Genomic DNA, 22,615 nt, shown 5'->3' with positions numbered 1-22,615 from the left:
TCGTCCTCCCGTTGCCTCTGACCGAAGTCACTCAGGGTTGTCCGCGAGCGATCTCGCCGCCCGGGCGCAGTGGGCGAGGGCCGCGCGGGCATACGCGGGCGAAGCACCCGCGAGACCGCACGTCGGGGTGACCACCACGGACTCGGCGAGAGTCCCCGGATTCAGCCCCAGCCTGCGCCACAGCGTCCTGACACCCATGACGCTACCGCCCGGGTCGGACAATGCCGTGTCGGTGGACGGCACCACGCCCACGAAGAGCTTGGTGCCGGCCTCGACGGCCTCGCCGATCGGCTCCTCGTCACGTTCGGTGAGGAGACCGAAGTCGAACGAGACCCCTGAGACACCGGCCCGCCGCAGCAGCCCGAACGGCACCTCGGGGGCGCAGGAGTGGACGACGACCGGGCCGTCGTGGACCGCGGCCACCTCGCGCAGCGCGCTCTCGACGACCTGCCGGTCGACCGCGCGGTAGGTGCGGTAGCCGCTGGCGGTACGGACGTGGCCGCGCAGGACGGCCGTGAGGGAGGGCTCGTCGAGCTGGAGGACGAGGCGGGCGCCCGGGATCCGCTTGCGGAGTTCGTCGAGGTGGGCGCGGAGGCCCTCGGCGAGGGAGCCCGTGAGGTCCCGGCAGGCGCCGGGGTCGCCGAGTGCGGCCTCGCCGCCGCGCAGTTCGAGCGCCGCGGCGAGCGTCCAGGGGCCCACGGCCTGGACCTTGAGCGGGCCCTCGTAGCCCTGGGTGAACTCCTCCAGGGCGTCGAGGTCCTCGCCGAGCCAGGAGCGGGCACGCCGGGTGTCACGGCCGGGCCGGTCGCTGACCCGCCATCCGCTCGGCTCCACGTGCGCGTACATCTCGACGAGCAGTCCGATGGTCCGCCCGATCATGTCGGCACCGGGGCCGCGCGCGGGCAGTTCGGCCAGGAACGGGAAGTCCTCGAAGGAACCGGTGACGGTCCTGGCGGCCTCGCGGGCGTCTCCGCCGGGCAGGGAGCCGACGCCGGTGGCGGGCCCCCAGATGAATGCTTGCTGCTCGCTCGTGTCGCTCACTGTTCCTGGTTCCTACCGTCCCGGACGGACGGTCAGGTCGTTGATCTCGGCGTCGCGCGGGAGGTCGACGGCCGTGAGGATCGTGGTGGCCACCGACTCGGGGTCGATCCACTGCGAGGGGTCGTACTCCTTGCCCTCCTGGGCGTGGACCTTCGCCTGCATCGGGCTGGCGGTGCGGCCGGGGTACACCGAGGTGACCCGCACTCCGTTGCCGTGCTCCTCGTGGCGCAGGGAGTCGGCGAGCGCCTTCAGGCCGTGCTTGGAGGCGGCGTAGGCGCTCCACTCGGCGTGGGCGTTGAGCCCGGCGCCGGAGTTGACGAAGACCACATGGCCCTGGGAGACGCGGAGCTGGGGCAGGAAGTGCCGGGTCAGCTCGGCGGGGGCGACGAGGTTGACGTTGAGCTGGTGGCGCCAGGTCTTGGGGGTGAGGTCGCCGACCGGGCCGAGGTCGACCACGCCCGCGATGTGGAGGAGCGTGTCGACCCGCTCGGGCAGGCTCTGGTGCGAGAACGCCCAGGAGAGACGGTCGGGGTCGGCGAGATCGCCGACGAGCGTCCTGGCGCCGGGGAACTCGGCGGCGAGCTCCTTGGCCCGGCCGGCGTCGCGCGCGTGGAGCACGAGTTCGTCCCCGCGCGCGTGGAGCCGTCGCGCGACCGCCGCGCCGATGCCGGAACCTGCCCCGGTGATCACATGAGTAGCCATGGGGACCATGGTCCCATCACCGTGCGGCGATCGACTCCTCAAGGTGGGCGAGGGCGGATACACCGTCCTCGGCGAAGAACACCAGGTCGGCGAGAGGGAGCGGCAGGAAGCCCTCCGCCTCCATGCGCTGGAACTGCGCCTTCAGGCCGTCGTAGAACCCGGCCGTGTTCAGCAGGACCACCGGCTTGGTGTGCTTGCCGTGCTTCCTCAGCTCCAGGACCTCGGTGGCCTCGTCGAGGGTGCCGGTGCCCCCCACCATGATCACGATCGCGTCGGACTTGGCCAGGAGCAGCGCCTTCCGCTCGGCGAGATCCTTGGCGACGATCATCTGGTCCGCGCCGGGCCGGGCCTTCGCGGCGAGGAACTCGACCGAGACGCCGACGAGCCGGCCGCCCGCCCGCTCCACCCCGTCCGCGACGACCTTCATCAGGCCGACGTCGGAGCCTCCCCACACCAGGGTGTGGCCCGCCTTCCCGAGCCGTTCGGCGAAGTCGCGGGCGGGAGCGGTGTAGCGCTCGTCGAGGTCGGCGGCGGAGAGGAAGACGCAGATGTTCATGGCGCCCACCGTATCCCTCACATCCCTGACCTCGGCTTTCAGGATTCTTTCGGGAATTTCCGTTCCACGCCGATGAGTTCCGGGAGCGCGTCCGGTCAGCACTGGCATGGACGAGATGAGCGGCACTCTGCACAGGGTCCGGGGGCAGGTCAGGTCGGCGGACGGGACGCGGATCGCGTACGAGCGGCGCGGGGAGGGGGCCCCGGTGATCCTCGTGGGCGGAGCCCTGTCGACGGCCGGTACGGAACAGCCGCTGGCCGATCTCCTGGCGTCGCACTACGCGGTCGTGACCTACGACCGGCGGGGGCGCGGCGGGAGCGGAGACACGGGGCCGTACAGGGTGCGGCGGGAGATCGACGATCTGGCGGCGCTGATCGACGAGGTGGGCGGCCGGGCCTTCGTGCACGGCGTCTCGTCCGGCGGGGCGCTTGCCCTCGCGGCGGCGGCCGGCGGGCTGCCGATCGAGCGGCTGTCGGTCTTCGAGCCGCCGTTCTCCACGGAGGCCGGGGCCCGGGACGCCTTCACATGGCAACGGCGGCGGCTCGCCGGGCTCCTCGACGGCGGGCAGCGGGGCGCCGCCGTCGAGCTGTTCCTGAGGGAGGGGGCGGGACCGGCGCAGGAAGGGCCGCGGCTGGAGGCCGTCGCGCACACCCTCGCGTACGACCACGCGGTCCTGGGCGACGGGACCGTGCCGGCCGCGCGGCTGGGACGGGTCCACACGCGTGCGCTCGTCGTCGACGGCGGGGCGAGCCCGGCCCGGACGCGCCGCGCGGCGATGGCGGTCGCGACGGCTCTCCCGCGCGGCCGCCACCGCACCCTGACCGGCCAGACGCACCAGGTGGCACCGCACGTCCTGGCGCCGGTCCTGGAGGAGTTCTTCGAGGAGGAGTGACGGGATCCGTCGAAGACACGCCGGGGCGGGTACCCGAACCCGCGTCAGCCTGTAGCCGCGCCCCGCGTCAGACCGTCGCCGTCGCCCCGCGCCGTACCGTCGTCGCGATCGTCGCCGTCGCCCCGCGCCGTACCCGCGTCAGACCGTCGCCGTCGCCCCGCGCCGTACCGTCGTCGCGATCGTCGCCGAGCCCACCACGCGCGTGTCGTCGTACAGCACGATCGCCTGCCCGGGTGCCACGCCCCGGACCGGCTCGTCGAAGGTGACCGTCAGCTCGCCGTCCTCCAGCGCCGCCGTCACCGCCGTCTCGCCGCCGTGGGCGCGCAGCTGGGCGGTGTAGCGGCCGGAGCCTTCCGGAGCCGTGCCGCACCAGCGCGGCTTGATCGCCGTCAGGCCGGTGACGTCGAGCGCCTCGACCGGGCCGACCGTGACCGTGTTGTTCACGGGCGAGATGTCCAGGACGTAGCGCGGCTTGCCGTCCGGCGCCGGGTGGCCGATCCGCAGGCCCTTGCGCTGGCCGATGGTGAAGCCGTACGCACCCTCGTGGGTGCCCACCTTCTCCCCCGACTCGTCGACGATGTCGCCCTCCGCCCGGCCGAGCCGGGAGGCGAGGAAGCCCTGGGTGTCGCCGTCGGCGATGAAGCAGATGTCGTGGCTGTCGGGCTTCTTCGCCACCGCGAGCCCGCGCCGCTCCGCCTCCGCCCGGATCTCGTCCTTGGTGGTGAGGGTGTCGCCCAGCGGGAACATCGCGTGGGCGAGCTGCTTCTCGTCCAGGACGCCGAGGACGTACGACTGGTCCTTGGCCATGTCGGAGGCCCGGTGCAGCTCGCGCGAGCCGTCCTCGTTGAGCACGACGGTGGCGTAGTGGCCGGTGCAGACCGCGTCGAAGCCGAGTGCGAGCGCCTTGTCGAGCAGGGCCGCGAACTTGATCTTCTCGTTGCAGCGCAGGCACGGGTTGGGGGTGCGGCCCGCCTCGTACTCCGCGACGAAGTCGTCGACGACGTCCTCGCGGAAGCGCTCGGCGAGGTCCCAGACGTAGAACGGGATGCCGATGACGTCGGCCGCGCGGCGGGCGTCGCGGGAGTCCTCGATGGTGCAGCAGCCGCGCGCACCGGTACGGAAGGACTGCGGGTTCGCGGAGAGCGCCAGGTGGACGCCGGTGACGTCGTGCCCGGCTTCGGCGGCGCGGGCGGCGGCGACGGCGGAGTCGACGCCGCCGGACATGGCGGCGAGGACACGGAGGGGGCGCTGCGGCGGAGTCTGAGTCATAGCCCTACCAGGGTACGGGGCGCCGGGAACCGCGGTCGCGTGAGTAAGCGTTGTCCTGCACATGGGGAGCGAGAAGAAGCGGGGGGTGGGGCGGCGAGCCGTCCTGCTCGGCGGCGGCGCGGCCGTGCTCGGTACGGCGGCGCTGGCACGCGACGAGCTGGCGCGCGCGTGGTGGCGGCTGCCGGGGACGGAGAAGGACCGGCTGGAGGGCGAGCTCGACCACAAGGGCGCGGACTGGTCGGCGGCGTCCCGGGCGAACTGGCGGCGGGCCGACCGCCCGGCCGACTTCACGATCGACCGGGTGGTGATCCATGTCGTCCAGGGCAGCTACGCCACGGCGCTGAAGGTCTTCAAGAACCCGGGGCACGGGGCCGCCACGCACTACGTCGTGCGGAAGGACGGTCATGTGGCGCAGATGATCCGCGAGCTCGACGTGGCGTTCCACGCGGGGACCCGGGACATGAACGAGCGGAGCGTCGGGATCGAGCACGAGGGCTTCGTGGACCGTCCGCGGGGCTTCACGGCGGCGATGTACGCGTCCTCGGCGCGGCTGACGGCGGGGATCTGTGCCCGGTACGGCATACCCGTGGACCGGGAGCACATCATCGGGCACGTCGAGGTGCCCGGGACCGACCACACCGACCCCGGACCGCACTGGGACTGGGACCGCTACATGGAGCTCGTACGGGAGGCTTCGAAGAAGGTCACGTGAGGCCGGCGGTGCGCGCCCGCTCGACGGCGGGGCCGATGGCTCCGGCGACCGCCGCGACGTCCTCCTCGGTGGAGGTGTGGCCGAGGGTGAAGCGCAGGGTGCCGCGGGCGAGGTCCGGGTCGGTGCCCGTGGCGAGCAGGACGTGGCTGGGCTGGGCGACGCCGGCGGTGCAGGCGGAGCCGGTGGAGCACTCGATGCCCTGGGCGTCGAGGAGCAGGAGGAGCGAGTCGCCCTCGCAGCCGGGGAAGGTGAAGTGGGCGTTGGCGGGGAGCCGGTCGACCGGGTCGCCGCCGAGGATCGCGTCGGGGACGGCGGCGAGGACGGCCGCGACCAGCTCGTCGCGGAGGGCGCCGATCTCGCGGGCGAACTCCTCGCGCCGCTCGGCGGCGAGCCGCCCGGCGACGGCGAAGGCGGCGATGGCGGGCGCGTCCAGGGTGCCGGAGCGGACGTGGCGCTCCTGGCCGCCGCCGTGCAGGACGGGGACGGGGCTGTACTCGCGGCCGAGGAGCAGCGCGCCGATGCCGTAGGGGCCGCCGATCTTGTGGCCGGAGACGGTCAGGGCGGCGAGGCCGGAGGCGCCGAAGTCGACCGGGAGCTGGCCGAAGGCCTGGACGGCGTCGGCGTGCAGGGGGACGTCGAACTCGCGGGCGACGTCGGCGAGTTCGCGTACCGGCATGACGGTGCCGATCTCGTTGTTCGCCCACATGACGGTGGCGAGCGCGACGGTCTCGGGCTCGCGGGCGATCGCCTCGCGCAGGGCGTCGGGGTGGACGCGGCCGTGGCGGTCGACGGGGAGGTACTCGACCGTGGCGCCCTCGTGCGTGGCGAGCCAGTCGACGGCGTCGAGGACGGCGTGGTGTTCGACGGGGCTGGCGAGGACGCGGGTGCGGGCGGGGTCGGCGTCACGGCGGGCCCAGTACAGGCCCTTGACGGCGAGGTTGTCGGCCTCGGTGCCGCCGGAGGTGAAGACGACCTCGCTGGGCCGCGCGCCCAGGGCGGCGGCGAGGGTCTCGCGCGCCTCCTCGACGACCCGCCGGGCGCGCCGCCCGGCCGCGTGCAGGGAGGAGGCGTTGCCCGTGACGGCGAGCTGGGCGGTCATCGCCTCGATCGCCTCGGGAAGCATGGGCGTGGTCGCGGCGTGGTCGAGGTAAGCCATGGTGCATTGATTCTACGAGTGCACGGCCGGCCACTCGGTCACGCCCCCGGGCCGGGGAGGCCGCGCGACCGCCACCGGACAGCGGGGCGGCGCACCCGGGCCCCGGCCGTCGGCGCCACCCCCTCCCGCCCGGGCGGCCCCGCGTCCGGAGGGGAAGCAGGAGGGAGAGGAGGCGGTCGGACTCCACCTCCACCTCCCCACGCCGATCGCCTAGGCGCGCGGGGCGCGGGCCAGCTGGCGGGACTGGGCGACGAGCCGGTCCGCGCTGTCCCAGACCTCGGCGTCCTCCTCCAGGAAGCCGCCGGCGAGGTTCCGCGTGGTGATGGAGACCCGCAGCGGCCCGGGGGCCGGGCGGCAGCGCACGTGCGTGGTGAGCTCGACCGTGGGGGTCCAGCCCTTGAGGCCCAGCTCGAAGGAGGTCGGCGGCAGCGCGTCGACGGTCAGGAGCAAGGAGAGCGCGTCCGGCTCACGGCCGTCGGCGAGGCCGAACCAGCCGCGCATCTCGCCCTTCCCCGACGGCGCGCCGATCGCCCAGCCGACGGTCGCCGGATCGAGCTTGAGGGCGAGGCGGTCGGTGATCGCGTTGGAGCCGGGGATCGGGGGGCGCGGGCCGTCGGACGGGCCGAAGCACTGGTCGATGGGCGCGATCGCCGGGGGCGCGGCGGAGGTGCGGACGTCGTCGCTGAGCGCGTCCAGGTCGCCGTACGAGGCGAGGACGCGGATGCGCTCGACCTCGGTGCCGTCCTCGGCGAACTGGAAGAGGGAGGCCTGGCCCGTGGAGAGCGTGCGGCCGGTGCGGACGGTCTCCGTGCGGATCACCGCGGGGCCGGGCACGGACGGCGTGAGGTAGTGCGCCGAGATCGTGAACGGGTCCGGGTGCGGCAGGTGGTCGCCGAGCGCGCGGCCGAGCAGGGCGAGGAGGTAGCCGCCGTTGACGGCGTTGATGATCGTCCAGCCGGCGGAGAGGTCGGCGTCGTAGACACCGGGGGCGCGGAGGGTGACGGCGGTGTCGCGGTCGAACTCGCTGACCGTCGTCGTCGCGCCGGTCGTCGTCTCGATGCTCGTGCTCATGCCCCCGACCGTACAACAGGATGCTACTGAGCGGTAGCTTTTTCGGGCTCCTCACGTGCGGACGTACGGCGGTTCCAGGCGCGGGGCGCGCGCCAGTGGTAGCGCATGGCGAGCAGACGGAGGGCGAAGGCCAGGAGCACGGCGGCGCCGGTCGTGAACGTGTTGAGCGCGTCGAAACGGATGCAGAGGACGACCGTCGTGGCGCCGACCATCGCGGGCACGGCGTAGAGGTCGCGGTCCCAGCGGAGCAGGGAGGGCACCTCGTTGGCGAGCACATCGCGCAGGACACCGCCGCCGACGGCGGTCGCGAGACCGAGGGCGGCGGAGGCGGTGAGGCCGAGACCGTACTCGTACGCCTTGATCGTGCCGGTGACGGAGAAGAGCCCGAGCCCGGCCGCGTCGAAGACGTTGACGGCGGTCTGGGTGCGCTCGACCTCGGGGTGCAGGAAGAAGACGAGCACGGTGGCGACGAGCGGCATGAGGAAGTAGCCGAGGTCGGTGAAGGCGGCGGGGGGCACGGCGCCGATGATCAGGTCGCGCAGGAGCCCGCCGCCCAGGGCGGTGACCTCGGCGAGGACGGCGATGCCGAAGACGTCGAAGTTCTTCCGGACGGCCAGGAGGGCGCCGGAGATGGCGAAGACGAAGATGCCGACGAGATCGAGGGCGTGTTGTACGGAGGGACTGAACAGATCGTGGAACACGGCGCCCATTGTGACGGGTGGGACGAGCGGCGTCGCCGAGAGCGGGTGGGGGCGGGCCGCCCGCCGGGCATGCACGAGGCCCCCGCTGCCGGGCGGCAGCGGGGGCCTCGTCGTGTGTTACGCCTTCGGGCCGTCGCCCTCCGTGGGCTCCTGCGCCTTCGCGGGCGCCTCACCTTCCGTGTCCTTCGCGGGCGCCTCAACCTCGGCGTCCTTCGCGGGCGCCGGCGCCGGCTTCGTGATCGACACCTCCACCGACTCCCTCGCCGAGGGCACCGTCACACCCTCCGCGTTCTCCGGGTGGTGGCATGCGACCCGCTGGCCCGGGCGGAGCTCGATCAGCGGCGGCTCGACGGTCTTGCAGACCTCCGTCGCCTTCCAGCAGCGCGTGTGGAAGCGGCAGCCCGGCGGCGGGGCGATCGGGGACGGGACGTCGCCCTTGAGCAGGATGCGCTCGCTCTTCGCGCCCTTGCGGCGGGGGTCCGGGATCGGGACCGCCGACATCAGCGCGCGGGTGTACGGGTGCATCGGCGACTCGTACAGGGACTTGCGGTCCGCGAGCTCCACGATCTTGCCGAGGTACATCACCGCGATCCGGTCCGAGACGTGCCGGATCACCGACAGGTCGTGGGCGATGATCACGTACGTGAGGCCCAGCTCCTCCTGGAGGTCGTCCAGGAGGTTCACCACCTGCGCCTGGATCGAGACGTCCAGCGCCGAGACCGGTTCGTCGGCGACGACCAGCTTCGGCTTCAGGGCGAGCGCCCTCGCGATGCCGATGCGCTGGCGCTGACCGCCCGAGAACTCGTGCGGGTAGCGGTTGTAGTGCTCCGGGTTCAGGCCGACCAGGCCGAGGAGGCGCTGGACCTCCTTCTTGACCCCGCCCTCGGGCTCCACGCCCTGGAGCTTGAACGGCGCCGAGACGATCGTGCCGACCGTGTGGCGCGGGTTCAGCGAGCCGTACGGGTCCTGGAAGATCATCTGGATGTCGCGGCGCAGCGGGCGCATCTTGGCCACACCGAGGTGCGAGACGTCCACGCCCTCGAACTCGACGGTGCCGCCGGTCGGTTCGAGCAGCCGGGTGATCAGCCGGCCCATCGTCGACTTGCCGCAGCCCGACTCGCCGACGACGCCGAGGGTCTCCCCCGGGTACACCTCGAAGTCGATGCCGTCGACCGCCTTGACCGCCCCGACCTGGCGCTGGAGCAGCCCCTTCTTGATCGGGAAGTGCTTCACCAGGCCGTTGACCTTGAGCAGGGGCTCAGTGCTCTTGTTGTCGCTCACAGCTTCGGCGCAATCTCTTCGGTCCAGATCCGGGTCCGCTCCTCCGTCGACATGTGGCAGGCGGAGTAGTGACGGTCGGCGTGCTCGCCGCCCGTCGGCGCGAGCCGCAGCTCGGGGCGCTCGGTGCGCGTGATGCCGCCCTTGGGCACATCCGCGTACGGGCATCGCGGGTTGAAGGCACAGCCGCTGGGCACGTTGATCAGGCTGGGCGGGTTGCCCTTCACCGGGATGAGCCGGTCGGTCTGCTCGCGGTCGATCCTCGGCATCGAGCCGAGCAGACCCCAGGTGTAGGGGTGCTGGGGCTCGTAGAAGACCGCCTCGGCCGGACCGCGCTCCACGCACCGGCCGCCGTACATCACGAGGATGTCGTCGGCGACCTCGGCGACGACGCCGAGGTCGTGGGTGATGATGACGACCGCGGAGCCGAACTCCTTCTGCAGGTCCCGGATCAGGTCCAGGATCTGCGCCTGGACCGTCACGTCGAGCGCGGTGGTCGGCTCGTCCGCGATGAGCAGTTCGGGGTTGTTGACCAGCGCCATCGCGATCATCGCGCGCTGGCGCATACCGCCGGAGAACTCGTGCGGGTAGTTGTCGAACCGCTTGGCCGGCTCGGGGATGCCGACCCGGTCGAGGAGTTCGACGGCTCGCCTGCGCGCGGTCTTCTTGTCGACCGGGTGGTGGACCCGGTACGCCTCCACGATCTGCGCGCCGACGGAGTAGTACGGGTGCATCGCGGACAGCGGGTCCTGGAAGATCATCGCCATGTCGCGGCCGCGCAGCCTGCGCACCTCTTCGGGGTCGGCCGAGAGCAGCTCACGGCCGTTCAGCCAGATCTCGCCGGAGATCCGGGCCTTCTGACGGCCGTACTGGCCGACGGTGTGCAGACCCATGATGCCGAGCGAGGTCACCGACTTGCCGGAGCCGGACTCGCCCACGATACCGAGGGTCTTGCCCTTCTCCAGCTGGAAGGAGAGCCCGTCGACGGACTTGACCAGGCCGTCGTCGGTCGGGAAGTGGATCTTCAGGTCGCGGACGTCGAGGAAGGCGTCGGACGGGGCGTTCCCGGACGCGACCGGTTCTCCCAGGGCCGCGCCGGTCTTGGTCAGCTTGTCCGTCATGCGAGCCTCACTCGGGGGTCGATCACCGCGTACAGAAGGTCCACCACGAGGTTGGCGATGACGACGGCGGCCGCGGTGATGAGCGTGACCGCCAGGATCAGCGGCAGGTCGCGGTCGCTGACCGCCTTGAAGGCAGCGTTGCCGAGGCCCGGCAGGCTGAACGCGGTCTCGGTCAGGATCGCGCCGCCGACGAGGGCGCCGAGGTCCATGCCGAAGATGGTCAGGATGGGGGTCATGGTGGAGCGCATGGCGTGCTTGCCGAGCACGACCCGCTCCGGCAGCCCCTTGGCCCGTGCGGTACGGATGTAGTCCTCGCCGAGGACCTCCAGCATGGTGGCGCGGGTGAGCCGCGCGTACATCGCCGCGTACAGGAAGGCGAGGGTGACCCAGGGCAGCAGCAGTCCGCCGAACCAGCCGCCGAAGGACTCGGTGATCGGTACGTACTTGGCGTCGAGCCAGCCCAGCTGGGTGCGGAACGCGAACATCGCCAGCATGGCGGTGAAGTAGATGGGGAGCGAGACGCCGGCCAGGGCGGTGATCATGGCCGCGCGGTCGACGACGGTGCCCCGCTTGAGCGCGGAGAGCACGCCGGTGGCGACACCCATGACGAGCCACAGGAGGGCCGCGCCGATGACCATGGAGATCGTGACCGGGATCCGGTCGACCAGCAGCGTCCAGACGTCCTGCTCGGTGCGGAAGGAGTAGCCGAAGCAGGGTGCCGCGCAGTGGATGGTGTCGCCGCCGCCGGTGTAGTCCCGGCCGACGAAGATGCCGGAGACGAAGTGCCAGAACTGCACCAGGATCGGCTCGTCCAGGCCCAGCTTCTGGCGGACGCCCTCGATGGAAGCCGGATCCGCCTGCTTGCCGACGAACATCGCGGCAGGGTCGCTGCCGGTCAGCTTGGGGATGAGGAAGAAGATGCTGAGCGTCACCAGGGTGACGACCATCAGCATCACTGCGACGGCGAACAGCCGTCGTACGAGATATGCAAGCATGCGGTCGGCCGTCCGGTGGCCGGGGATCCCGATCGGGATCCCCGGCCACCGTGGGCGGCCATCACCTGCCCTTCGGACCTAGCGGCGGGTGGTGCGCCGTTGGAGCGGGTGGATTGACTCTGGACTTACTTCATGACGCCGAGCGACGCGTAGTCGTAGCGGCCGTTGTAGGCGTCGGCCGTGTAGACGTTGGTCAGTCGCGAGGAGCGCCAGATGATGTTCTTCTCGTGGGTGAAGGGCAGGTAGACCGCGGCCTCGGAGACCTTGGTGTTGATCTGCTTGTAGAGCTCGCCGGCCTTCTCCGGGTCGGTCTCCTTCAGCGCCTGGTCGAACAGGCCGTTGACGGCCGGGTCGTTCAGCTCCGAGAAGTTGTTGTTACCGCTCTGCAGGATGAAGCGGCCGTCGACCAGCGGCTGCAGGAAGCCCTGGCCCGACGGGAAGTCGGCGCCCCAGCCCATGATGATGATGCCGTAGCCCTTCTCCTTGACCACCTTCGGCGAACCGATGATGCCGGAGGTCTGGGCGCCGTCGAACTGGTCGATCTGGGCGTCGATGCCGACGGCCTTCAGCGACTGCTGGAGGGACTCGGCGGTGGCGATCTCGATCGGCTTGTTGTTGCGGACCGCGATCGTGGTCTTGAAGCCGTTCGGCTTACCGCACTTCTGCAGCGCCTCCTTGGCCTTCGCGACGTCCGCCTTGCCGGCCAGCTTGCCGTACGGGTCGGCCTTCGGGTCGGCACCCTTGATCGCCGGGGGCAGCATGTTGGCGGCGATGTCGCCACCGGCCTGCGGGCCACCACGGGCGGTCTGGAGGGACTTGGAGTCGGCCGCGTAGATGATCGCCTTGCGGCACTCGACGTTGTCGATGACCGTCTGCGGGAAGACCGCGTAGCGGATGAAGCCGGTCTGCGGGTTGTCCGCGTTCTCCTTGTGCTGCTGGAGCACCTTGGCACGGGCCGCCGCGCCGACGCCGGTGGCGTTGAGGTCGAGGTCGTACTCGCCCTCGATCAGGCGGTTGTCCATGTCGTCGGCGTTGGTGGTGAACGCGACGCTGATCTTGTCCGGCAGGGCCTTGCGGACGGTGTCCGTCTTGGCGTCCCACTTGTCGTTGCGGACCAGCAGCATCGACTTGTTGGGGGTGTACTCCTGCCACTTGTACGGGCCGGAGGAGAAGGGCTTCAGACCGTACTTGGCCTTGGTGTCCTTGTCCTGGCGGACCGGGGAGGCGGCGGGCATGGCCAGCATCTGCAGGAAGTCACCGTTGGCGACCGGCAGCTTGAAGATGATGGTCTTGTCGTCCGGGGTCTCGATCGCCTTCAGGCCGAGCTTGTCCGCGGAGGTGTCCTTGTAGGGACCCTTGTACTCGCCCTTGGGGTCGAGGACCTGCTGGAGGTAGATCGGGCCGCCGGAGATGACGTCCTGGGCCCAGATGCGCTCGATGCCGTACTTGATGTCCTTGGAGGTGATCGGCTTGCCGTCCTCCCAGGTCACCCCGTCCTTCAGCGTGAAGGTGTAGGTCAGACCGTCGGGCGAGACCTTGCCGGCGTCGGTGGCGAGGTCGGGGACCAGCTCGGTGGAGGCGGCGCCCGGCTCGGCCTTGAAGGTGACCAGCTGACGCGTGTAGTAGCGCGCGAAGTCCCACACGAAGCCGTAGTAACCGCGCTGCGGGTCCCACGAGTCGGCCTCCTGCGAGCCGATGAACTTCAGCTCGCCGCCCTTCTTGTCCGAGGGGTTGGCGACCTTGTTCACGGCGGCGTTGAAGCCGGCCGCGCCGGTCTTGCCCTTGTCGCCACCGTCGCCGCTGCCGCCGCCACAGGCGGTGGTGACGACCATCGTGGCCGCGGCGAGCAGCGCACCGGCGGCGATTCTGCGCCGCGAAGAGCTGTTCAGAGTCATGGTCTCGCAACCTCCGGAATAGTGGCGGCCGTCGAAACGGTCCGCCGGTCTTGACTGCCTCCTGTCACCAGCGGCAGGGGCGGGGTCTGTACGGGCGTGCGGGCGGTCTGTGGGTGCCGGGCGGGGTGCTCAGCGGGCGCCCTTCGGGTCGAGCGCGTCACGCACGCCGTCGCCGAAGAGGTTGAACGCCAGAACGGTGATGAAGATGGCGAGGCCCGGGAACACCATGAACAGCGGGTCCGCCTCATAGGTGTTGACGGCCTTCGACAGCATCTGCCCCCAGGAAGCGGTGGGAGGCTTCACTCCCGCGCCGAGGAAGCTGAGCGCGGCCTCGGTGAGGATGTTGGTGGGGATCATGAGGGTCGCGTAGACCGTGATCGGGGCGATCAGGTTCGGCAGCAGCTCCCGGCGCAGGATGTAGAGCCGGCCGGCGCCCAGGCTGCGGGCGGCCTCCACGTACTCGCGCTCGCGCAGCGAGAGGGTCTGGCCGCGGACGATGCGGCCGACGTACGGCCAGCCGAAGAAGCCGATCACGACCACCAGGGCGCCGATGCGTACGCCCGAACCCTCGATCCCCAGCAGCTCGTTGGGGAGCACGGAGACCAGGGCGATGGTGAAGAGCAGCTGGGGGAAGGCGAGCATGACGTCCATGACGCGGCTGAGCGCCGCGTCGACCCAGCCGCCGAAGTAGCCCGCGACGATGCCGAGGATCGTGCCGAGGACCACCGCGAAGACCGCCGCGAGGAAGGCGACGAGGAGGGAGATCCGGGCTCCGTAGACGATGCGGCTGAAGACGTCACGGCCGTTGACCGGCTCGACGCCGAGCAGGAAGTCGGAGGAGATGCCGCCGTAGGAGCCGATCGGGGTGCCGAAGAGCGGGTCGATCTGGTCCTCGTGGAACTCGTCCGGCGGGTGGCCGAGGAGACCGACGATGAGCGGTGCGCAGATGGCGACCAGGATCAGGAACAGCACGATCGCGCCGCCCACGAGGGCGACCTTGTCCCGCTTCAGCCGCAACCAGGCGATCTGCCAGGGGGAACGTCCCTCGATCGTCTTGCCCGGCGGCGCGTCGGGCACGGCGTCGACGGCGGTGGTCGACTCGACCGCACTCGTCTCGTGCAGTGGTGCCGTCATCGTGGTCAGGACCCCTCTCGGCCGCCGGTAGCCGGCCCTTGCCCGCCGCGGGTAGCGGCTTGGTGGAACAACTGCGAGGCACCGGCCAGGAGGCCGAACGCCCGGTGTTCCGGGGAGTCTTCAATGGGTTCGCGATCACCCGCCAGACCTCACGGTGAATGTTTGCTCAACCGTGATGCGGTTCGTTGCCTTCCGTTATCCGGACGCTGGGAACGCGTCAGCGGACCATGTCACCCGCTATTCGGTCAGACCGGACATGTGCCCCAACTCCTCTGGTGAAGGAGTGAATTGGGGTGACGGAAGGGACGTATCAGTACGTCCGGGGCACGGCCGGAGGGTAGCCGTAGCCTGGGGCGGGCGGCGCGGGCGCGGCGTGCGCGTCGCGGTCGTAGAACGGCCGCGCGTTGGCCCGCAGCCACATCGCGACGGGGTCGTACGCGTCGGACATCGCGACGGTCGACACGGGCAGCCCGTCGGGTACGGCAGAGATCGACTGGCGCATCATCGCCCGTACCGACTCGACGGCGGCGGCCGAGGTGTCGTACAGGTCGAGACCGATGGCGAGGTACGGAGATCCCACCGCCGGCTGCACCCAGGCGCGGCGCAGGGCCCTGACCGCCGGGGTGCGATGGGCGTTCTGGGTCAGCAGGGCATAGAACTGGGGGATTTCCAGGGCAGGCTCGGAGAGCCGCAGCGGTCCGGCCGGCATCCGGTCGAGACCGGTGGCGATCCGGCGGAGGTCGGCCCACGGGATGCCGACGCCGCCGCCCGCGTCATGCGGATTCAGCCAGATGCCCCAGCGGTCGGGGTAGAGCGCGCGGGCGATCTCCTTGCCGGTGACCACCTCGTGGGCGCGGGTCCATCCGGAAGCGGCGAGCTCCTGGGCGGAGGTGACGCACGGGGCGTACCCGAAGCCGTCGACCTCCATGTTTCCGTACTGGGCCTCGGGCGCGCCGGGCGTGCCCTGCCAGAGCAGCATCCAGACGCTGCCGTCGGCGAGGGCGTGCAGCAGCTGCTCGTACGCGTCGTAGCGTCCGGGTGCCACCTGGCGCAGCATGTGCTCGACCTGTCCGGCCGCAGCGGTGCCTGACGCGCTCACCCTGGTTCCCGCCCCTCTTCCGTCCACCGCACCAGCTTAATTACAGGGAGGCCCGCTGATAGAAGGGGCGCACCCGCTCCAGCATCCAGTCGCCGACCGGGTCCTGCGCGACGTCGAGCAGGATGAGATTGACCGGCCAGGCAACCTCGATCCGCCCGAGCGCGCGGCCGAGGGCGTCAAGCGGGGCGTTCCGGTCGACACCCTCCCAGGCGACGAGCTCGACGCCGACGAAGAGGGCGGGTTCGGTGCCCTCGACGCTGGCCAGGGCGCGCCGGGCGGAGACGACGACGCCGGTGGCCTCGAACTCGGCGGCCGCGGCGGAGAGGAAGTCGACCGGGTCGTCCTGCCAGTCGGGCTCGAAGAGCCGGACCCGGCCGCCGCTCGCGGGGCCGTCCAGCGGCGTGCGCCCGACGCGGCAGAGCTCGGCCACGGCGGGCGGCGGCAGCGGCGCGCCGACGGTGCCACCGGGGTTGACGGCGATGCCGAGCTGCGGGGGCAGACCGCGGGCGAAGTCACGGGCGGGCGCGACGGTGAAGGACATATGGCTGCCGACGCAGGCCAGGAACTGCTGTTCGGAGCTGAAGACGGGGACGTACGGGAGTCCGTCGATCTCCATCGTGGGCAGGTCGAGGTCCCGGCTCTCGGGGCTGCCGCCGTTGGGCAGCGGCACCCAGACGGCGCTCCGGCCGAGCACCTCCACGAGCCGGCCCCCGGCGGAGGCGTTGCCGAGCGAGGCCGCGAGGACCTCTTCGAGCTCGTTGCCCGGCCACGTAACGTCCACGGTTCCCGTTTCCCCTTCTCGCGCGCCCTGGTCACGACGCCCTCGGGGCAGAACCCTAACGCCGCCCTGATGCCGTCGTGGCCAAAAGTACTCAGTGCGCGGTACGGAACGCGATCGTCCGCAGAGCTCCCGCCGCGTCCCGGTCGAGCAGCGTCGCCGAGGCGCAGCCGCGGGGCAGCCGGCCGGACTCGACGGAGCCGATCATCCGGCCGACGGCCCGGCGGTGGCGGGCGAAGGCGTACCCGGAGACTCCGCGGCCGCGCTCGCGCTGTCCCGCGCGGGCCGTGTCGGGGGTGACGTCGAGCAGGATCAGGTGCAGGGCGTGGCCGCGGCGGCCGGCCTCGCGGGCCAGCCAGTTCCGCACCCAGGACTGCGTGCCGCAGTCGTGGACGACGACGCTCCGCCCGGATCGCAGCGCCCGCCACAGCCCGGCGTAGTGGGCGATCCGGGCCAGCGGGCGGTAGACCGTGTACGGCAGGAAGCCGGGCAGGCGGGCCTCCCAGCGCTCGCGGGCATCCTGGGAGTCGATGCCCAGGCCCTGGGCCGCGCGCCGCATCAGCGTCGACTTGCCGCTTCCGGGCAGCCCGGAGACCACCACGAGGTCCCCGGCGGCGAAGGCGAGCGTCCGCGGCCCTCGGCCGCCGCGCTCGCGCAGGTCCCGCAGCAGGGGCGCGGCGGAGCGGCGCCTCCGTGTCCTGGCGCGGGCGCGCTGGGCCGGTATGCCCGTGCCCGTCGCGTATGCGCCGCTGTGCTGGAACGTCATCTTTTCTCCCCCTGTCGGGTCCCGGAGACCCCCTGCCCACAAAGTGTAAAGAAGGGGTAATCAGTCACAAGCGATTTGCCGATCGGACACCGCGTGCAATGATGTGCGCGCCAAGCGCACACAACCTCATACCGGCCGCTCGAATCCGCGCGGGAGAGTCCCGGAACCACCACGGTGGGCCCCGGGCGCCGAAGGAGCAAGACCCTCCCTTGAATCTCTCAGGCCCCGTACCGCGTGGATGAGGCAGATCTGAAAAGCGGGACGCCCCCCGGCGTTCCCACCCAAGGTGCAAGCCGACCTCTCGGAGACGAGATGCCCTCGGTGAACCTCTCAGGTTCCATGACAGATGGGGAGGACGTCCTCGCCCGTCATGTTTTCCGCCCTTGGGACCCGGGAGCCACCCATGAGCACGTCTGCCCCCCGTCTGACCGCCCTCGATGCGCTGCATCGCTCCCTGGGCGCGACCATGACCGATTTCGCCGGCTGGGACATGCCGCTGCGCTACGCCAGCGAGCGTGACGAGCACAACGCCGTCCGCACCAAGGCGGGCCTCTTCGACCTCTCCCACATGGGCGAGATCACCGTCACCGGCCCGCAGGCCGTCGAGCTCCTCGACTTCGCCCTGGTGGGCAACATCTCCACGGTCGGTGTGGGCCGCGCCCGCTACACGATGATCTGCCAGGAGGACGGCGGCATCCTCGACGACCTGATCGTGTACCGGCTCCAGGAGCAGGAGTACATGGTCGTCGCCAACGCCTCCAACGCGCAGATCGTCCTCGACGCGCTGACCGGGCGCGCGGCGGGCTTCGACGCCGAGGTGCGCGACGACCGTGACGCGTACGCGCTGCTCGCCGTCCAGGGCCCGGAGTCCCCCGGCATCCTGAAGTCGCTCACCGACGCCGACCTGGACGGTCTGAAGTACTACGCCGGCCTCCCGGGCACGGTCGCCGGGGTCCCCGCGCTGATCGCCCGTACCGGCTACACCGGCGAGGACGGCTTCGAGCTCTTCCTGAAGCCCGAGCACGCCGAGGGCGTCTGGAAGGCGCTGACCGAGGCGGGAGCCCCGGTCGGCCTGATCCCCTGCGGCCTGTCCTGCCGTGACACGCTCCGCCTGGAGGCGGGCATGCCGCTGTACGGGCACGAGCTGACGACCTCGCTCACCCCCTTCGACGCGGGCCTCGGCCGGGTCGTGAAGTTCGAGAAGACGACCAACGAGGGCCGCTTCGTCGGCCGCGAGGCGCTCGAGAAGGCCGCCGAGCGCGCAGAGACCGCCCCGCCGCGCAAGCTGGTCGGCCTGATCGCCGAGGGCCGCCGTGTCCCGCGCGCCGGCTTCTCCGTCGTCGCGGACGGCGAGGTCATCGGCGAGGTCACCTCCGGTGCCCCGTCGCCCACCCTCGGAAAGCCGATCGCCATGGCGTACGTGGACGCGGCGCACGCCGAGCCCGGCACGCAGGGTGTAGGTGTGGACATCCGCGGCACCCACGAGCCGTACGAGGTCGTGGCGCTGCCGTTCTACAAGCGCCAGAAGTGACGCATCCGTCTCGCTCCGCGTCTCAGCCCGCAAGACCCACGTTCATCAGCACTCCCTCGATCCAGGAGAATCAGGTCATGAGCAACCCCCAGCAGCTGCGCTACACCAAGGAGCACGAGTGGCTGTCGGCCGCCGAGGACGGCGTCGCGACGGTCGGCATCACGGAGTTCGCGGCCAACGCGCTCGGTGACGTCGTCTACGCCCAGCTCCCGGAGGTCGGTGACACGGTGACCGCGGGCGAGACCTGCGGCGAGCTGGAGTCGACCAAGTCCGTCAGCGACCTGTACTCCCCGGTCACCGGTGAGGTCGTGGCGGCCAACCAGGACGTGGTGGACGACCCGTCGCTGGTGAACACCGCTCCGTTCGAGGGTGGCTGGCTGTTCAAGGTGCGCGTCACCGGAGAGCCGGACGACCTGCTGACCGCCGACGCGTACGCCGAGTTCTCCGCCGGGAACTGAGACCCCTTAGGGATCGAATTCATGTCTGTGCTGAACACCCCTCTCCACGAGCTGGACCCGGAAGTCGCCGCCACGGTCGACGCCGAGCTCCGCCGCCAGCAGTCCACCCTCGAGATGATCGCCTCGGAGAACTTCGCTCCGCTCTCGGTCATGGAGGCCCAGGGCTCGGTCCTCACCAACAAGTACGCCGAGGGCTACCCGGGCCGCCGCTACTACGGCGGCTGTGAGCACGTCGACGTGGCCGAGCAGATCGCCATCGACCGGATCAAGGACCTGTTCGGCGCCGAGTACGCCAACGTCCAGCCGCACTCCGGCGCGTCCGCGAACCAGGCCGCGCTCTTCGCGATGGCCCAGCCGGGCGACACGATCCTGGGTCTGGACCTGGCCCACGGCGGTCACCTGACCCACGGCATGCGCCTGAACTTCTCGGGCAAGCAGTTCAACGTGGTCGCGTACCACGTGGACGAGGCCGGTCTGGTCGACATGGCCGAGGTCGAGCGGCTTGCCAAGGAGCACCGCCCGAAGGTGATCATCGCGGGCTGGTCCGCCTACCCGCGTCAGCTGGACTTCGCCGAGTTCCGCCGGATCGCCGACGAGGTCGAGGCGTTCCTGTGGGTCGACATGGCCCACTTCGCGGGCCTGGTCGCGGCCGGTCTGCACCCCAACCCGGTCGAGTACGCGGACGTGGTGACCTCCACCACGCACAAGACGCTCGGCGGCCCGCGCGGCGGCGTCATCCTGGCGAAGCAGGCCTTCGCCAAGAAGATGAACTCCTCGGTCTTCCCCGGCTTCCAGGGCGGCCCGCTGGAGCACGTGATCGCGGCCAAGGCCGTCTCGTTCAAGATCGCGGCATCGGAGGAGTTCAAGGAGCGCCAGCAGCGCACGCTCGACGGCGCCCGGATCCTCGCCGAGCGCCTGGTCCAGGACGACATCACCGCGCACGGTGTCTCGGTCCTGTCCGGCGGCACGGACGTGCACCTGGTCCTGGTCGACCTGCGCAACTCCGAGCTGGACGGCCAGCAGGCCGAGGACCGTCTTCACGAGCTCGGCATCACGGTCAACCGGAACGCGATCCCGAACGACCCGCGTCCGCCGATGGTCACCTCGGGTCTGCGCATCGGTACGCCGGCGCTCGCCACCCGTGGCTTCGGCACCGAGGACTTCCGTGAGGTGGCCGACATCATCGCGGAGGCCCTGAAGCCCGGCTTCGACGCCGAGGCCCTGAAGGCCCGGGTGACCGCGCTCGCGGACAAGCACCCGCTGTACCCCGGCCTGAAGTAATTTCGTACGCTTTAGTTCCGGTTTCATTCGTACGAAAGCTCCGGGGCACCGCGCACACTGGACAGTGAGCGCGGTGCCCCACCCCCTTTCCGCTCTTCCTGCTGTTCTGCACCACCCCGGCAGACAACGGCGTCTAGCCCCCCACAAGGAGTTCCCCGTGGCCATCTCGGTCTTCGACCTGTTCTCGATCGGCATCGGCCCGTCCAGCTCCCACACGGTGGGCCCGATGCGCGCGGCCCGGATGTTCGCCCGCCGGCTGAAGAACGAGGGCCTCCTCGCCCACACCGCGTCGATACGGGCCGAGCTGTACGGCTCGCTGGGCGCGACCGGCCACGGCCACGGCACCCCGAAGGCCGTCCTGCTCGGCCTGGAGGGGAACTCCCCGCGCACGGTCGACGTCGAGTCGGCGGACGACGAGGTCGAGCGGATCAAGTCGAGCGGCCGGATCAACCTGCTCGGGGCGCACGAGATCCCCTTCGACTTCGACGAGGACCTGATCCTGCACCGCCGCAAGGCGCTGCCGTACCACGCCAACGGCATGACGATCTCCGCGTACGACGCGGAGGGCGCGCTGATCCTGGAGAAGACGTACTACTCGGTCGGCGGCGGCTTCGTGGTCGACGAGGACGCCGTCCAGGGCGAGAACCCGATCGTGCCGGACGACACGGTCCTGAAGTACCCCTTCCGCACGGGCGACGAGCTGCTCCGTCTCGCGAAGGAGACCGGCCTGTCGATCTCCGCGATGATGATGGAGAACGAGAAGGCCTGGCGCACCGAGGACGAGATCCGCGCGGGCCTGCTGGAGATCTGGCGGGTCATGCAGGCCTGTGTCTCGCGCGGCATGTCCCGCGAGGGCATCCTGCCCGGCGGCCTGAAGGTCCGCCGCCGCGCCGCGAACACGGCCCGCAAGCTCCGCTCCGAGGGCGACCCGGCGTCGCTGGCGATGGAGTGGATCACGCTCTACGCGATGGCCGTGAACGAGGAGAACGCGGCGGGCGGCCGCGTGGTCACCGCCCCGACGAACGGCGCGGCCGGCATCATCCCCGCCGTCCTGCACTACTACATGAACTTCGTGCCCGGGGCCGATGAGGACGGCGTGGTCCGCTTCCTCCTCGCGGCGGGCGCGGTCGGCATGCTCTTCAAGGAGAACGCCTCGATCTCCGGCGCCGAGGTCGGCTGCCAGGGCGAGGTCGGCTCGGCCTGCTCGATGGCGGCGGGCGCCCTCGCCGAGGTCATGGGCGGCAGCCCTGAGCAGGTCGAGAACGCGGCCGAGATCGGCATGGAGCACAACCTGGGCCTGACCTGCGACCCGGTCGGCGGCCTGGTCCAGATCCCGTGCATCGAGCGCAACGGCATGGCGGCGGTCAAGGCGGTCACCGCGGCGAAGATGGCCCTGCGGGGCGACGGCAGCCACATGGTCTCGCTCGACAAGGTCATCAAGACGATGAAGGAGACCGGCGCGGACATGTCGGTCAAGTACAAGGAGACCGCGCGCGGCGGTCTGGCGGTGAACATCATCGAGTGCTGAGGCCGCGGGCCGCCTCGGCGGCCGGGCCGGGCAGCGGTCGGCAGCGCGCATGGGACGCCTGATCGGGGGCACCCGCTCGGGCGAGTCCCTATGCCGGAGGTGCCGCCATGGTTCCGCTGCTTCTCGTACTGCTCGTGATTCTCATCCTCTTCGGAGCGGGATTCGCGCTCGACGTGCTGTGGTTCATCGCCATCGCGGTCCTGGTCCTGTGGCTGCTCGGGTTCTTCGTGCGCAGCAGCGGGTCGCGTTGGTACCGCTGGTGAACCTCGCCGGCGCCCGGACGGGCGGCGAGTCACTCGCCGCCCGTCCCGTTCCGGTCCTCCGGTGGGTCAGGCCTTGTTGAGGTGCGCCCAGAACTCGTCCCAGGACAGCTTGCCGTCGGCGTTGTCGTCCCGCTGCTTGATGAGCGCCTCGGCGACCGTCTCGGTGACGTTGAAGTCACCGAGCTGAGCCATGACGCTCTTGTACTCGGCGGCCGTGATGAGACCGTCCCCGTCCACGTCGAACCGCTCGAACGCCGTGCGTGCCGACTCGATGTCCGCCACTGTTTCCGCCCCTTCTCGATGCTTCGATGACGGAGCAAAGATTATCGGGCGGTCCGCCGTGCCCGGCCCTCGGGCATGGGGGTCCCCCGACGCCCGCGAGCGTGGG

The 22,615-nt window shown here is 71.0% G+C and carries 23 protein-coding genes and 1 riboswitch; of the genes, 7 read left to right on the top strand and 16 right to left on the bottom strand.

Annotation, left to right across the window (positions count from 1 at the left end):
• Positions 1–27 precede the first annotated feature (27 nt).
• Genes ACFY8U_RS24825 through ACFY8U_RS24815 form a run of 3 tightly spaced genes read right to left on the bottom strand, consistent with a single transcriptional unit; the run spans position 28 to position 2,299 of the window.
• Positions 28–1,041: a methionine synthase gene (locus ACFY8U_RS24825; protein WP_389573705.1), complete on the bottom strand. Its 1,014-nt coding sequence runs from the start codon at positions 1,039–1,041 to the stop codon at positions 28–30.
• Between the two features lie 12 nt (positions 1,042–1,053).
• Positions 1,054–1,752: an SDR family oxidoreductase gene (locus ACFY8U_RS24820; RefSeq protein ID WP_361599790.1), complete on the bottom strand. Its 699-nt coding sequence runs from the start codon at positions 1,750–1,752 to the stop codon at positions 1,054–1,056.
• Positions 1,753–1,759: 7 nt separating this feature from the next.
• On the bottom strand, positions 1,760–2,299 hold the full coding sequence (locus ACFY8U_RS24815; RefSeq protein ID WP_389573702.1) for a TIGR00730 family Rossman fold protein: 540 nt from the start codon (positions 2,297–2,299) through the stop codon (positions 1,760–1,762).
• Positions 2,300–2,405: 106 nt separating this feature from the next.
• On the opposite strand from ACFY8U_RS24815, the gene ACFY8U_RS24810 reads away from it, so the two are divergent.
• Complete coding sequence (locus ACFY8U_RS24810) at positions 2,406–3,191, top strand: alpha/beta fold hydrolase (RefSeq protein ID WP_389573700.1); 786 nt, start codon at positions 2,406–2,408, stop codon at positions 3,189–3,191.
• Between the two features lie 138 nt (positions 3,192–3,329).
• On the opposite strand, the gene mnmA is transcribed toward ACFY8U_RS24810, so the two are convergent.
• A complete protein-coding gene (gene mnmA / locus ACFY8U_RS24805; RefSeq protein ID WP_361434590.1) occupies positions 3,330–4,460 on the bottom strand; it encodes a tRNA 2-thiouridine(34) synthase MnmA in 1,131 nt (376 codons plus the stop codon).
• Between the two features lie 61 nt (positions 4,461–4,521).
• On the opposite strand from mnmA, the gene ACFY8U_RS24800 reads away from it, so the two are divergent.
• Positions 4,522–5,172, top strand: coding sequence for an N-acetylmuramoyl-L-alanine amidase (locus tag ACFY8U_RS24800; RefSeq protein ID WP_389573697.1), 651 nt, complete (start codon positions 4,522–4,524; stop codon positions 5,170–5,172).
• On the opposite strand, the gene ACFY8U_RS24795 is transcribed toward ACFY8U_RS24800, so the two are convergent.
• The 11 genes from ACFY8U_RS24795 to ACFY8U_RS24745 all read right to left on the bottom strand — a co-directional run bounded on the left by ACFY8U_RS24795 (position 5,165) and on the right by ACFY8U_RS24745 (position 17,166).
• Entirely contained in the window at positions 5,165–6,328 is a 1,164-nt protein-coding gene (locus ACFY8U_RS24795) for a cysteine desulfurase family protein (RefSeq protein WP_389573694.1), read from the bottom strand. The two genes, ACFY8U_RS24800 and ACFY8U_RS24795, sit on opposite strands and share 8 nt — an antisense overlap.
• Positions 6,329–6,538: 210 nt before the next feature.
• Positions 6,539–7,399 carry a thioesterase family protein gene (locus tag ACFY8U_RS24790; protein ID WP_361599778.1) on the bottom strand — a complete coding sequence of 287 codons (861 nt, stop codon included), beginning with the start codon at positions 7,397–7,399 and terminating at the stop codon, positions 6,539–6,541.
• Between the two features lie 23 nt (positions 7,400–7,422).
• A complete protein-coding gene (locus ACFY8U_RS24785) occupies positions 7,423–8,109 on the bottom strand; it encodes a trimeric intracellular cation channel family protein (protein WP_389573691.1) in 687 nt (228 codons plus the stop codon).
• 108 nt (positions 8,110–8,217) lie between these two features.
• A complete protein-coding gene (locus ACFY8U_RS24780) occupies positions 8,218–9,381 on the bottom strand; it encodes an ABC transporter ATP-binding protein (RefSeq protein ID WP_389573689.1) in 1,164 nt (387 codons plus the stop codon).
• A complete protein-coding gene (locus tag ACFY8U_RS24775) occupies positions 9,378–10,499 on the bottom strand; it encodes an ABC transporter ATP-binding protein (RefSeq protein ID WP_361434595.1) in 1,122 nt (373 codons plus the stop codon). The genes ACFY8U_RS24780 and ACFY8U_RS24775 overlap by 4 nt, the downstream gene beginning before the upstream one ends.
• Complete coding sequence (locus tag ACFY8U_RS24770; protein WP_361434596.1) at positions 10,496–11,494, bottom strand: ABC transporter permease; 999 nt, start codon at positions 11,492–11,494, stop codon at positions 10,496–10,498. The genes ACFY8U_RS24775 and ACFY8U_RS24770 overlap by 4 nt, the downstream gene beginning before the upstream one ends.
• Before the next feature lie 125 nt (positions 11,495–11,619).
• Positions 11,620–13,389, bottom strand: coding sequence for an ABC transporter substrate-binding protein (locus ACFY8U_RS24765; protein WP_361434597.1), 1,770 nt, complete (start codon positions 13,387–13,389; stop codon positions 11,620–11,622).
• Between the two features lie 129 nt (positions 13,390–13,518).
• Entirely contained in the window at positions 13,519–14,523 is a 1,005-nt protein-coding gene (locus tag ACFY8U_RS24760; RefSeq protein WP_389573685.1) for an ABC transporter permease, read from the bottom strand.
• 310 nt (positions 14,524–14,833) lie between these two features.
• Positions 14,834–15,622: an enhanced serine sensitivity protein SseB C-terminal domain-containing protein gene (locus ACFY8U_RS24755; protein ID WP_361599763.1), complete on the bottom strand. Its 789-nt coding sequence runs from the start codon at positions 15,620–15,622 to the stop codon at positions 14,834–14,836.
• A gap of 40 nt (positions 15,623–15,662) precedes the next feature.
• On the bottom strand, positions 15,663–16,403 hold the full coding sequence (locus ACFY8U_RS24750) for an enhanced serine sensitivity protein SseB (RefSeq protein ID WP_361759648.1): 741 nt from the start codon (positions 16,401–16,403) through the stop codon (positions 15,663–15,665).
• A gap of 91 nt (positions 16,404–16,494) precedes the next feature.
• Positions 16,495–17,166, bottom strand: a complete 672-nt coding sequence (locus ACFY8U_RS24745) for an AAA family ATPase (protein ID WP_389573682.1) — start codon at positions 17,164–17,166, stop codon at positions 16,495–16,497.
• Positions 17,167–17,306: 140 nt separating this feature from the next.
• Positions 17,307–17,409, top strand: a riboswitch (glycine riboswitch).
• Positions 17,410–17,569: 160 nt separating this feature from the next.
• Between ACFY8U_RS24745 and gcvT the strand changes: the two genes are divergently transcribed.
• The 5 genes from gcvT to ACFY8U_RS24720 all read left to right on the top strand — a co-directional run bounded on the left by gcvT (position 17,570) and on the right by ACFY8U_RS24720 (position 22,227).
• A complete protein-coding gene (gcvT, locus tag ACFY8U_RS24740) occupies positions 17,570–18,697 on the top strand; it encodes a glycine cleavage system aminomethyltransferase GcvT (RefSeq protein WP_389573680.1) in 1,128 nt (375 codons plus the stop codon).
• Between the two features lie 77 nt (positions 18,698–18,774).
• Positions 18,775–19,155 carry a glycine cleavage system protein GcvH gene (gcvH, locus tag ACFY8U_RS24735; RefSeq protein WP_260227860.1) on the top strand — a complete coding sequence of 127 codons (381 nt, stop codon included), beginning with the start codon at positions 18,775–18,777 and terminating at the stop codon, positions 19,153–19,155.
• Between the two features lie 21 nt (positions 19,156–19,176).
• On the top strand, positions 19,177–20,436 hold the full coding sequence (gene glyA / locus ACFY8U_RS24730; RefSeq protein ID WP_389573676.1) for a serine hydroxymethyltransferase: 1,260 nt from the start codon (positions 19,177–19,179) through the stop codon (positions 20,434–20,436).
• A 157-nt stretch (positions 20,437–20,593) separates the two neighbouring features.
• On the top strand, positions 20,594–21,964 hold the full coding sequence (locus ACFY8U_RS24725) for an L-serine ammonia-lyase (protein ID WP_389573673.1): 1,371 nt from the start codon (positions 20,594–20,596) through the stop codon (positions 21,962–21,964).
• Between the two features lie 107 nt (positions 21,965–22,071).
• Positions 22,072–22,227 carry a hydrophobic protein gene (locus tag ACFY8U_RS24720; protein ID WP_361434605.1) on the top strand — a complete coding sequence of 52 codons (156 nt, stop codon included), beginning with the start codon at positions 22,072–22,074 and terminating at the stop codon, positions 22,225–22,227.
• A gap of 66 nt (positions 22,228–22,293) precedes the next feature.
• Here ACFY8U_RS24720 and ACFY8U_RS24715 read toward each other — a convergent pair whose 3' ends face one another.
• Positions 22,294–22,509, bottom strand: a complete 216-nt coding sequence (locus ACFY8U_RS24715; RefSeq protein WP_361434606.1) for an EF-hand domain-containing protein — start codon at positions 22,507–22,509, stop codon at positions 22,294–22,296.
• Between the last annotated feature and the right edge of the window lie 106 nt (positions 22,510–22,615).

The organism is Streptomyces sp. NPDC012508, assembly GCF_042902595.1.
Classification (GTDB): domain Bacteria; phylum Actinomycetota; class Actinomycetes; order Streptomycetales; family Streptomycetaceae; genus Streptomyces.
This window is presented reverse-complemented; position numbering and strand designations above follow the sequence as displayed.